General features: G+C 43.0%; 10 protein-coding genes. 2 read left to right on the top strand and 8 right to left on the bottom strand.

The genetic code is table 11. From position 1 onward, the window contains the following. Positions 1-16 precede the first annotated feature (16 nt). The 8 genes from J4G44_RS04630 to J4G44_RS04595 form a co-directional block, all read right to left on the bottom strand. On the bottom strand, positions 17-520 hold the full coding sequence (locus J4G44_RS04630) for a DUF6586 family protein (RefSeq protein ID WP_179988458.1): 504 nt from the start codon (positions 518-520) through the stop codon (positions 17-19). A gap of 175 nt (positions 521-695) precedes the next feature. Further along, entirely contained in the window at positions 696-950 is a 255-nt protein-coding gene (locus J4G44_RS04625; RefSeq protein ID WP_004976139.1) for an RNA recognition motif domain-containing protein, read from the bottom strand. 79 nt (positions 951-1,029) lie between these two features. Next, a complete protein-coding gene (locus J4G44_RS04620; RefSeq protein ID WP_207973892.1) occupies positions 1,030-3,018 on the bottom strand; it encodes an ATP-dependent helicase in 1,989 nt (662 codons plus the stop codon). A 158-nt stretch (positions 3,019-3,176) separates the two neighbouring features. After that, entirely contained in the window at positions 3,177-3,932 is a 756-nt protein-coding gene (locus J4G44_RS04615) for a hypothetical protein (protein ID WP_179997431.1), read from the bottom strand. A gap of 172 nt (positions 3,933-4,104) precedes the next feature. After that, positions 4,105-6,744: a type I DNA topoisomerase gene (topA, locus tag J4G44_RS04610; protein WP_207973891.1), complete on the bottom strand. Its 2,640-nt coding sequence runs from the start codon at positions 6,742-6,744 to the stop codon at positions 4,105-4,107. 34 nt (positions 6,745-6,778) lie between these two features. Then, positions 6,779-7,228 (bottom strand): ammonium transporter, encoded by a 450-nt coding sequence (locus J4G44_RS04605; protein ID WP_004976129.1) that lies wholly within the window; start codon positions 7,226-7,228, stop codon positions 6,779-6,781. A gap of 261 nt (positions 7,229-7,489) precedes the next feature. Next, positions 7,490-8,455, bottom strand: coding sequence for a hypothetical protein (locus tag J4G44_RS04600; protein ID WP_180096124.1), 966 nt, complete (start codon positions 8,453-8,455; stop codon positions 7,490-7,492). A gap of 127 nt (positions 8,456-8,582) precedes the next feature. Further along, positions 8,583-8,825, bottom strand: coding sequence for a SlyX family protein (locus tag J4G44_RS04595; protein WP_004976120.1), 243 nt, complete (start codon positions 8,823-8,825; stop codon positions 8,583-8,585). A gap of 35 nt (positions 8,826-8,860) precedes the next feature. On the opposite strand from J4G44_RS04595, the gene J4G44_RS04590 reads away from it, so the two are divergent. Together J4G44_RS04590 and J4G44_RS04585 are read left to right on the top strand one after the other, a co-directional pair. Then, a complete protein-coding gene (locus tag J4G44_RS04590) occupies positions 8,861-10,768 on the top strand; it encodes an ATP-binding cassette domain-containing protein (protein ID WP_004976119.1) in 1,908 nt (635 codons plus the stop codon). 141 nt (positions 10,769-10,909) lie between these two features. Continuing rightward, on the top strand, positions 10,910-11,845 hold the full coding sequence (locus tag J4G44_RS04585) for an LpxL/LpxP family acyltransferase (protein ID WP_104853025.1): 936 nt from the start codon (positions 10,910-10,912) through the stop codon (positions 11,843-11,845). The last annotated feature ends 20 nt before the right edge of the window (positions 11,846-11,865 follow it).

Here is an 11,865-nt window from a genome sequence, read left to right as displayed (position 1 = left end):
AGGGCGTTTGGTCGGCTTAAAATTCCACCATTTCATTACGAAAACCATCAATCAACTGGGTTAAGTCACGATGCCATTCGCGCAAAATTTTCGTATCTGGTAGCCATGCTTGCGGAGATTGCGTGACTTTAATAATCAAATTGGATGACGTTTCCTGTTCAGGTTCTGGTGCACTTGGCTCGGGCGTGTACTGACATAAACGATAAGCGCGCTTTAACTCTGCAATAAAACCCGATTTGCTCAGTTGCTCCAAAATTGCCACTTCAGGGGAAATCTGCCCTTTGGCTGCCATCAATTCTTCAATTGATTTAAGGGTTGGATTACTGTCATTTAAACGATAATACCGCACCAATTCCTGCAAAAAAGCCAGCACCGCGCCATTTAAATGAAACACCGCAGCTTCACGATGTGCCTGCGCTTGCTGAACATGCTCGGTTTGCTCGGCCTGCTGACATGAAAGACGGGCGAAATATAATTTCTGATTGGTACGATCTGCATGAAAACGAGCAACACGGGACATGAGCATTTCCTCAATTTAGCGTTCTAAGAAGCTTAGATTAAACCGATTTTCCTGCAACACCCAATAAAAAATACACTATTTTTACTGCGATAAAATCGCGCACCAATGCAGTGCCAATCTCGTATTTTTACTAAAAATCACGCATAAAAAAGGAGCATTTTTTGCTCCCTTTGAACTATTTTGATGCAGGTTTATCTTCTGCTGCTTTGACACGTATTCCATGACCATGCAGACGCAAAGTATTCAGCGCTTTAATGGCTTTTACTGCCTCACGTGCATGTGGCATTTCTACAAATGCAAAACCTTTAGATTTTCCTGTTGCAGCATCCAACACCAAATTACAAGATTCTACAGTGCCATATTCCTGAAAAAGCTTTAACAATTCTTCTTCAGTCACTGTACGCTCTAAACTACGAACTAAAATTTTCATCTTACAACCTTAAAATAGGCAAAAAACATCAAAAAGCACTCGCCTACTCTACTTTTTGCAGGAAACCTTGTGGCATAGTTTAATCGAGATCAATGCCAAAATCTAAATTAATCGCTTGGCGTTCCACCAAGGCACTTTTCACAGTTTGCTGACGGGTACGGTGATGAGTTTCCATCGTACACAACTGCCGTGTCAGATCATTCAAAAAATAACTGTCCAGTTTGCGCCCTTGTTCATCTACCGTATCACGCGCCCATAAATTAAAATTTTGCTTGGTTAAAATCAGTTCATTTTGGGCACGGGTCAAAGCCACGTACAGCACTCGACGTTCTTCTTCAATATCATCAAAACTGCCCTGCGCCCGTGCATGCGGGTACTGCCCTGCAGTCACATTCGCCACATAACAGACTTTTTGCTCCGTACCTTTGGCAGAATGGATGGTGATTAAAGTGACCACATCGGTATCGGACTGGCGTTCAATTTCAGAAATAGACACAGGATCGAGCACATATTCTTCTAAAAACTCACTTAACTGCGCATGCTTACCCGCCAGTTGTTGCACCAACTGAAAATCACCCTGACGACGATTCCAGTCTTTTTTATAGTTATCAGCCAATTGTTCCTGAATCGCTTCAATGCCTAAACCGACGCAAGCTGCAACTTCATGGCGTAAGACATCCATTTGCTTCATGATCAATAAAGTTTTTTCTGGCAAGCGTCCAAATTTTTCCAGCTTTTCAATCACCTTATCCATTGTGGGTTCAAGTAACAATTGCTGCGCCAACTTACTCGCACCGACATCACCCACGCCATTCCATAAAGTGAGAAAATGCATCCATGCAATATCATCTAAAGGATTGGCAATAACGCGCAATAAACTAAGTAAGTCTTTCACATGCGCAGTTTCCAAGAGCTTCATGCCGCCAATAAAACGATACGGCACACTTGCCGCAATACAGGCGGCTTCAATATGTCGCGCTGCAAAACTCGAACGCACCAAGACCATGTGATCTGACCACGGCGCGCCTTGCAAGAAATGTCGCTCTTTAATATCAATCGCAATCCATTTGGCTTCATCAAATTCATTCGGGAAAATATGCATTTTGGGTTTGATGCCATCACCACGATGCGCCTGCAACCGTTTGTTATAGCGAATCTCACTTTGATCTAACAACCAATTGGACAGGTCTAAAATTTCCTGCGTAGAACGGTAATTTTGCTCTAATTTGAAAATTTGAGCATTGGGTACGCGCTCTGTGAAATGATGAATATTTTCAAAATCTGCACCACGGAAACCATAAATCGATTGTGCATCATCGCCCACACAAAACAAACTGACCAGATCTTTTAAAGGCTCAAGCAAAGCCCATTGCAAAGGATTGGTGTCCTGCATTTCATCAACCAGAAGATGCTGACAAATTGACGCGACATAATCGACCAGACCTTCCGACTGCGCCAATGCCGATGCCACCACAGCCAAAATATCGTCATAATCGAGAAAGCCACGTGCACGTTTACGGCTTTCGTATTCCTGCATAATTTCAGCAATTTGATCTTTTAATGCCAAATATTCAGGCTGTTGCTTTTCTAAAGCCACACTCAGTTTTTGACGGGTATTCCGCGCAAAAGAATACAAATCACATAATTCTTGAGGCTTGGGTAACTGACTTGGATTTTTCTTATCATCTTTTCCACGAATGAGGCGAAACATCATCAACTGATCATCACGATCAATAATTGAAAACTGCTCTAAGCCAAAGGCTTTAGGAATACGTCGTAACAAGTACATACAAAAAGTATGAAAGGTCGAAGCACGTAAGCCTTTGGCTTGCTCGCCCAGCGCTAGCTCCACCCGTGCGACAATTTCACTCGCCGCACGACGGGTAAAGGTCAAAATTTGAATTTGATTGGCTGGAATACCCTGATCAATCAAGTACGCTGCACGTGCCACAATGGTTTTGGTTTTGCCACAGCCTGCGCCAGCCAAGACCAGACTATGTTGATGTGCTGTCGTGGCTGCTTGTTTTTGCTGGGGATTCAATTCATCAATTAGGCTGGCTAAACTCATAGTGACTCATCGTAGTGGGTGGATGAATAGTTTAACAGATCGGTTTAGGAATAAACCCATGAATATAAATGGCTCAATTCATACTCAAGTCATGCTCAAGCACATACTTTTACACAGGTTATATTGTGGAGATGTGGATAAGTGCATGCTTATCCACATTATTTCCAACCCAATTCTATGGCAGTAATTTCGTTAATACGCGTCTGCTGTAACGATTCAGGCATCTTACTTTTGCTTTGCGAAAGTGGCACATAACCCGCCATCAGTTCAGCCTGTCGTTGTGGGTACAATGGTTGCTGATTTGGGTCTGCATAACCAATCGGATAAATCGGTTGACCTGTGCTCAAATCATATTTATCTGTGGCACCAAAGGTATGCAGTAATTCATGCACCATCACCATGGTATTGCGCTGACTGTGTGCAGCAGAAGCAAATAAATTCACCGAGCCAATTTTACCTTTTTGTAAAGCGGTGGAATGTTTCAAAATTTGAGTTTGACTCGGATCATAATAATTCAGGTACAGCGTCACGGTTGCCGTACCATCACTGCTTTGTCGTTGCTGCCAAGCGTAAAAACGGAACTTTAAACTCCAAAGTACAGTATTAAGTAGTGATGCCTGCTCAGGCACTTTTGGTGGCAACTCCTTTAATTCTCGCCCCTGTTTGAAATAAAGCGCAATGGGTTGCCCACGATACTGCAAAGAAGCTTGTTTTAGATAGTCTTGAGCAGAATTTAAATTATTGATATTTAACGTATTGATATAGTTTTGGGTATTTGATCGTCCATCGGCATTGATTGGATGTAACAATACGATGATGGGCTTATTCCAGTCTTGGTTCTGATCACGCCAAGCATTGACTGCGACGACCAGCAAAACCAGCAATAAGCATAAAATTCGGATTTTTTTCCACATACTTTAAATATCTTTAGGCAATCACTTTACCGAGTTTAATCTTATTATCTTTAAACTCGACCCCCACATCGGATTAAGATTCACAAAACCTCTCTGTTTTTTATTTTTCACATTTCAAATTATATGATTTAAAAAAATGCTGACCGAAGCCAGCATTTTGTAATTTGGATAATTAAGCCTCAACCCATTTACCATCTTGGTAAACCAATGACCATTTGGTTTGTTTGCCTTCAGGCGTTTCCGAACCAATATATTGCGCTTGATTCTTACGGCTAAATTTCACCAATGTTGGATTACCCTCTGGGTCTGCATCAGGTGCTTGCAAAATAAATTGATATTTTGGATCAAGCTGTTCTGCAACAGTACGCAATTCCGCGACTTTCGGCGCACGGGTTTCACGTACTTTCGGGAACTTACTGGCTGCCAAAAACAAGCCTGCTGCACCATCACGCAACACAAAGAAATCATCGTGTTTGGTTGAGCGTAAATGTTCCATTTTAATTGGATCAACACGCGGTGGCGCAGGCTGACCATTCTTGAGTACTTTACGTGTGTTTTCACAACTGGTGCAGGCAAAATAAGGGCCAAAGCGACCTGTTTTCAACTGCATTTCGCCATCACACTTGTCGCACGGAATGGTTGGGCCATCATAGCCTTTAATTTTGAACTCGCCTTCTTCTAGCTCGAAACCTGCACAGTCTGGGTTATTCCCGCAAATATGCAGTTTACGACCACCATCAATCACATAGCTGTCCATGGCAGTTTCGCAAATTGGACAGCGTTTTTTAGACATCAAATCTGCAGTTTCAGCGGTATCATCATCCGACAATACAGCAAGCGACTCGACAGGAGTTAGGTTCAGAGTTCCCTTGCAACGTTCTTTCGGTGGCAAGTTATAGCCTGAACATCCCAAGAATACCCCTGTTGTACCTGTACGAATCTGCATTGGACGTGAACATTCTTTACAATGCACGGCATCAACCTCTACAGGTAGATTACGGCGCATGCCTTGTTCGCCCTGTGCATTGGTCAAACGCTGCTTGAAGTCACCATAAAAACTGTTGAGTAAGTCTTTCCAGTTACGTTCTCCATCTGCAACTTTATCCAGCTGACCTTCCAAGTCTGCTGTAAAATCGTAGTTCATCAGGTTATTAAAACTTTCATCCAGACGATCTGTAACAATCTCACCCATTTTTTCGGCAAACAGACGACGGTTTTCCAGTTTGACATAACCACGGTCTTGAATAGTTGAAATAATCGCAGCATAGGTCGATGGACGTCCAATACCTTTTTTCTCAAGCTCTTTCACCAAAGAGGCTTCGGTAAAACGCGCAGGCGGTTTGGTAAAGTGTTGTGATGGATCAAGCTTCTCTAATTTAAGAATTTCACCGACTTTAACTGCAGGCAGTAACACATCATCATCCGATTTGTTTTGCCCACGCACTTTAGTAAAACCATCAAAAACCAGCGTACGACCTTTGGCTTTTAACTCAACACCATTGGCATCCACTAAAATGGTCGATGATAAATATTCGGCTGGTGTCATTTGGCAAGCGACGAACTGACGCCAAATCAGATCATATAAACGCTGTGCATCGCGTTCTACACCCACTAAATTGTCGCCTTTAAGCGCAACATTAGATGGACGAATCGCTTCGTGCGCTTCTTGTGCACCTGCTTTATTGCCATAACGATTTGGTTTAGCAGGTAGGTATTTTTGACCAAACTCCGCTTCAATATGTGTACGCACCATATTGACCGCGTCATCACTCAGGAAGGTCGAGTCAGTACGCATATAGGTGATAAAACCTGCTTCATACAAACGCTGTGCCAGCATCATGGTTTTCTTGACTGAAAAACCAAGACGGGTACTCGCTGCCTGTTGCAGTGTTGACGTGATATACGGGGCACTTGGGTTGACTTTGGTCGGCTTATCTTCACGTGCAGATACGGTGTATTGCGCATCTTTAATCAAGTTCAGTAAAGCATCGGTTTCAGCTTTGTTGCGTAACTTGAGGGTTTTACCCGCTTGCTTAACCGCTTCTAGACGAATGTCATCTTTTTCAGATTTAGTATCTGCAAAGACTTGCCAATATTCTTCGGGTACAAAGGCGCGAATTTCACGCTCGCGCTCCACAACCAGCTTCACCGCAACTGACTGCACTCGTCCTGCCGATAAACCACGGGCAATTTTTTCCCAGAGCAGTGGCGAAATCATAAAACCCACCACGCGATCTAAGAAACGACGTGCCTGTTGGGCATTGACTTTGTTGGTATCTAAACGCGCAGGATGCTTAAAGGCTTCTTGAATCGCATTTTTGGTAATTTCGTTAAACACGACACGTTGATAACGTGAGTCATCTCCACCAATGACTTCTTTTAAGTGCCACGCAATCGCTTCCCCTTCACGGTCCAAGTCCGTTGCGAGATAGACTTCATCGACCTGCGATGCCAGTTTTTTTAATTCAGCTACTACATTTTCTTTGCCTGGCAGCACTTCATAGTGTGCTTTCCAGTCATGTTCAGGATCAACCCCCATACGGTTGACTAATGCTTGTTGAGCTTTTTCAGCTTTCTGAGCCTCGGTCAGTTTGGTTCGGGTGGTGGTTTTCTTTTCTGTGGTTTTTGCGCCACCACTGGTTGGCAAATCACGCACGTGACCGACCGAAGACTTCACAATGTAGTCCGAACCAAGATATTTATTGATTGTTTTCGCTTTTGCAGGCGACTCCACAATCACTAAGGCACGTTTGTGACCAGCTTCAGATTTGGCTGCAGTGCTTTTGGATGTGGACCGAGGAGCGTTCGCCATAAGTAACCGTATTTCCTATTTAATGGTTTAAAAATTAACGTTCAGCCAAGCTATGTAAAAAGGCTTTCATCTCATCTAATTGAGTTGCGCGAAGATCGGCTTCTTCATCCCAATAGATTCCTACACAGTTTGCCTGCATATCAATAGCATAAATGCCCTTTAATGCAATGGGTAAGCCTTGGAATTTCTCATCGCCATGCAACAGTTCTAGCTTTTGGTCTGTCACTAAAGCACGCATTAACGGTAAACGTGCATCGGCAATGAGTACACTGTAATACGCCACCATACTGGCACGTGATTCCGTGGCTTTCGGGATTTTTGTCCAGTCAGGCGCAACCACCAAACGAGGGTGTAGTCCCATTTTTCGGGCTTTTTCACGCATCAATCCTAAAGCTTTTTCTCTTGGGCTGACACGCAGACCAAAAATAGAGCCCATCACAAATATAATGATGGCAACGGCAACCCAAATTCCAGTATTTTCCATAGTACAACCTTTCTATTCTTATATTAGAGTTGCATAAGCACAATATAAAACGCAAGATTAAAATAAGCTGTGATTTATTTATTTCAAGTGTTTTAGTCTATCTGCCTACAAACAGCTTAAAATCGTCTTACGTGAAAAGGCATCATTTTCAAAACTTTAAATGGTTGATAAATGATGACTTAAATCAGTCGTATCGATAAAAAACTATCTTGCAGATGGGTTTTAAATCGACTCATGCCATTAATCGAAAAATTCTAAAACTTAGCTTAAAAACATCTCATGACTATATAGCACTTCATGTCCATTCCAATAAATATAGCCTTTTTCAATCAGTTCTTTGAGCAATAAACGAATATCAGATTTTGGAAATAACCGTTCCAGCAAATCACGCAATTCATAAATATCTTTTGGTTTTTCACCTTTTAGCTCACGTAACTTTTTGGCAACTTCCCATTGCACAGGGTCAATTTGGCTAAAGTTTTTAAATAAACTGTGCTGAGGATGTGGCTCTACGGCTTCAGTTTGCGCCACGATTGTAGAAGTGACTGTCGCCTCTTGCGTAGATTCTTCCACGACATCTAGGTCAAGTTGTACCCACTGCTTCAGTACTTTTTTACGAAAGCTAATTTGCTCATCCACTCGCTTTACAATTTTCAGGTTCATCAACATGCCAACCACATGCTGCACTTTGTCTGCCTCAAGTTGCAAAATATTGGCAATCGAGTTTTTTAAAGCCTCTACGTTGGTTGGCTTGCCTGACATTTTTGCCAACGCATCACAATACTTTTTTACCAACAGCAATTCAGGTTTGTTGCGAATTGCCATTGGGCTTGGTAAACGATTTTTGCTTTTCCCAGACTGCGTTTCAGGCTGAATATGAATCAGGTGACAGGCAATTTCAGATGCTTGCAACATTTCCATTAAAATCTGAATACTATCAGCCGCAGAAATCACTTCAACTTGTGTTTCTGGCTCTAGCAGTGCCATCAGTTGCCCCACCACCACCGCATATTCAAACTCTTTAAACTCTGCGCGCGGGCTGTCTAAAATCATAAGCTGACCAGTACTGATCCAGCCAGCCAACTCAGTTAAATCCTGCAAGTTATATTCAAATTTTCCTGCACAATTAAACAGATACACACTCGGATGATGCTCAATAATTTCTCGCAACAAAGTCGCGGTAGGCTGGTTGTTTTCAAGGTCAAGTAACACAACTTTAAAGGACATAAACTTTAGCGGACACAATAGGGTTTAAAAGATTCAGGCACAGCAGCCGAGCATTACAGCGGGAAGTACAGCAAAGGTCAAATTAAAATCAGCACGGAAACCAATACCGTTGATTAAGTACGATTGATTAATAGTGTGGTGGGCGATTGGTCATCGGGTCAAATGGTGCAATCCCATCCGACAAATCTGCCGACTCTACCCGCTGATATAACAACTGCATTTGTTTCTTTAAATCAGCAATTTCCAGACTTTGATGAACCACTTGTTCATTCAATTGCTCAACTAAATCGTCCAAAAATGCAATTCGCACTTGCAAATCTTCAATGGGTGCGGAAAATGACGCCTGATCATCTATACTTTGTTTAGTCATTTCAAATCCTCATTTGAGATTTTTTAGGAAACACTATGGCCTATATTACTTTAAGGGATGTCCAACTCGCATTTGGTGGACCTGCCTTGCTCGACGGCGCGAATTTTAACCTAGAACGTGGCGAACGAGTGTGTTTGATTGGCCGTAATGGAGAAGGTAAGTCTACTCTACTTAAACTGATTGAAGGAAGTTTACTGCCCGATGCAGGTGAAGTGTCTATTCAAAATGGCATCACCATTGCCATGTTGGCGCAAGATGTGCCCATGGATTCAGGCAAAGTCGCCGATATTGTTGCTGATGGTGCAGGCGAAGCTGCTGCAGTATTAAAAGCCTATCACGAAGCCAGTGATGCCTGTGTATTGGGCGATATGGATGCCTGTGACCGTATGGGGAACTTGCAACACAAGCTAGATCAGCTTGATGGCTGGGCGCTAGAAAATAAGGTCAATGCCATTTTAAGTAAAATGGGACTTGATCCAAATGCCGACTTGGCCGATTTATCGGGTGGACGTAAACGTCGTGTGTTGTTGGCACGTGCCCTACTCACCCAACCTGACGTATTGTTGCTAGATGAGCCGACCAACCACTTAGATGTGGAAAGTATTGAATGGCTAGAAAAATTTTTACTCGATCAAAATAATTTAACTCTACTGTTTATTTCGCATGACCGTGCTTTTGTCGATAGTATCGCCACCCGCATTGTCGAGTTAGATCGTGGTGTATTACGCAGCTACGAAGGCAACTATTCGCGTTATTTAGATTTAAAAGCGCAGCAACTTGAAGCTGAAGAAAAACAAAATGCGCTGTTTGATAAAAAACTGGCCGAAGAAGAAGCATGGATTCGTCAAGGCATTAAAGCACGTCGTACCCGCAACGAAGGACGTGTGCGTGCTTTAAAAGCCTTACGTGAAGAATCCAAAGCACGTCGCTTCCAACAAGGCAAAGTCAATATGGCAGCGCAGGAAGCCAATCGCTCAGGTAAACTGGTCTTTGATATTGAACATTTACAAGTGGCCTTTGGCAATCAAGCTCCAATTATCAAAGACTTTTCAACATTGGTATTACGTGGCGACCGTATTGGTTTAGTTGGTGATAACGGTGTCGGTAAAACCACTCTGATTAAAGCCATTTTAGGTGAAATTGAGCATGGCGGCTCTGTCAAAACAGGAACACAACTGGAAATTGCCTATTTTGACCAATTGCGTAACGTCTTGGATTTGGAAAAGTCGGTCAAAGATAACGTGTCTGAAGGTTCAGATTTTGTTGATGTGAACGGACAACGTCGTCATATCTATAGTTATTTACAAGACTTTTTATTCTCACCAGAACGTGCGCGCACGCCTGTTAAAGCCTTGTCTGGCGGTGAACGCAACCGTATTTTACTGGCAAAATTATTACTCAAACCATCTAACCTGATAGTGATGGATGAGCCGACCAACGACTTGGATATGGTCACTTTAGAATTGCTTGAGGAAATGCTCAGCGACTATAAAGGCACCTTATTGCTGATTTCACACGACCGTGCCTTTATGGACAACGTGGTGACTTCAACTTGGGTATTTGATGGCAAAGGCAATATTGATGAATATATTGGCGGCTATCAGGACTATTTGCAGCAACGCCCAGACCAAACTGTGGTTGATCAAAAAAGTGATGTTAAAAAAGCCGTTGCCAAAGCCGAAGCGGCTGCAGCAGCACCAACGGCTAAAAAAGTAAAATTGAGCTACAAAGATCAACGTGCTTTAGAGCAGTTGCCAGGTGAAATTGAAGCACTGGAACAGGAACAAACCGAATTGGCTGAAAAACTGGCGGATGGTTCTTGGTTTGTAACAGATGCCAATGCAGCCACCAAAGCCTCACAGCGTTTGGCTGAAATTGATGAAGAACTGCTGGAAAAACTGGAGCGTTGGGACGAACTGGAAAACTTGGCGAATGGTAACTAGGGTCTATTGACACTTCGTCTACGCTTGTCCTGAAAGACTTCGCAAAACCGTTTTAAGCATCTTTCCCATTGGACGGATGCTTTTAAATTTTAAAATCGGTTCGTGCTAAACTGCAACGATACAACACTTTACACGGTCATTATGAGTCAACACACTGAATATCAACCAGGCGAATTTCAATGGTCTTTCCTGTTGCCAAAATATTGGGGCATCTGGATTGGCATTGTCTGCCTGATGATTTTAGCCATTTTGCCGTGGGCGATTCAGTATCGTTTGGCGCAGCTTTTAGGCAATCTTGCCTTTAACAGCATGAAGTCACGTCGCGTAACTACGTTACGCAATTTGGAAGTGTGTTTTCCTGAATGGAGCGAGGCTGAAGTACATGAAAATGCTCGCCAAGTCTTTGTTGATCAAATGCTGGGCGTATTTGAAACCTTAAATGCATGGTACTGTCCACAGTGGTTTAAAGGACGCACTCAGGTTGAAGGTTTGGAACATATTCAGCAAGCCCAAGCAGATGGTCGCGGGGTTTTATTGTTAGGCACACATTCTACTCTGCTAGATGCAGGTGGCTATGTCTGTGCACAATATTTTGACCCCGATGTGGTCTATCGTCCACAAAACAATCCCTTACTGGACATGCTGATTTACCGTTGTCGCGCCACCATTTACGGTCATCAAATTGACCACGATGACATGCGTGGTTTAATCCGCCACTTAAAAAATGGTCGTGCCATTTGGTATAGCCCAGATCAAGACTTTGGTTTAAAACAAGGTGTTATGGCGCCATTTTTTGGCGTGCCTGCTGCGACAGTTACAGCGCATCGTCGTTTACTTAAAATGACCAAAGCCGCAGCAATTCCGTTATATTTTTACCGTACAGGTGAGCTTTCCAACCCTCAATATAAAGTCTTGATTGAACCTGAACTGCTGGATTTCCCAAGCGCAGATGAAGTTGCAGATGCAACGCGCACCAATTTCATTATTGAGCAGCAATTACGGATCGCTCCTACCCAATATATGTGGTTTCATCGTCGGTTTAAGAGCCGCCCCGAAGGTTATGACAGTATTTACTAATCTGTACGGCAGAAGGAAAG

This window comes from Acinetobacter towneri, from assembly GCF_017498585.1.
Taxonomy (GTDB): Bacteria; Pseudomonadota; Gammaproteobacteria; order Pseudomonadales; family Moraxellaceae; genus Acinetobacter; species Acinetobacter towneri.
This window is presented reverse-complemented; position numbering and strand designations above follow the sequence as displayed.

Excerpts from the sequence above, each read along its gene's own strand:
- J4G44_RS04630 (WP_179988458.1), bottom strand. The coding sequence starts at position 520 with ATGTCCCGTGTTGCTCGTTTTCATGCAGATCGTACCAATCAGAAATTA.
- J4G44_RS04625 (WP_004976139.1), bottom strand. The coding sequence starts at position 950 with ATGAAAATTTTAGTTCGTAGTTTAGAGCGTACAGTGACTGAAGAAGAA.
- J4G44_RS04620 (WP_207973892.1), bottom strand. The coding sequence starts at position 3,018 with ATGAGTTTAGCCAGCCTAATTGATGAATTGAATCCCCAGCAAAAACAA.
- J4G44_RS04615 (WP_179997431.1), bottom strand. The coding sequence starts at position 3,932 with ATGTGGAAAAAAATCCGAATTTTATGCTTATTGCTGGTTTTGCTGGTC.
- topA (WP_207973891.1), bottom strand. The coding sequence starts at position 6,744 with ATGGCGAACGCTCCTCGGTCCACATCCAAAAGCACTGCAGCCAAATCT.
- J4G44_RS04605 (WP_004976129.1), bottom strand. The coding sequence starts at position 7,228 with ATGGAAAATACTGGAATTTGGGTTGCCGTTGCCATCATTATATTTGTG.
- J4G44_RS04600 (WP_180096124.1), bottom strand. The coding sequence starts at position 8,455 with ATGTCCTTTAAAGTTGTGTTACTTGACCTTGAAAACAACCAGCCTACC.
- J4G44_RS04595 (WP_004976120.1), bottom strand. The coding sequence starts at position 8,825 with ATGACTAAACAAAGTATAGATGATCAGGCGTCATTTTCCGCACCCATT.
- J4G44_RS04590 (WP_004976119.1), top strand. The coding sequence starts at position 8,861 with ATGGCCTATATTACTTTAAGGGATGTCCAACTCGCATTTGGTGGACCT.
- J4G44_RS04585 (WP_104853025.1), top strand. The coding sequence starts at position 10,910 with ATGAGTCAACACACTGAATATCAACCAGGCGAATTTCAATGGTCTTTC.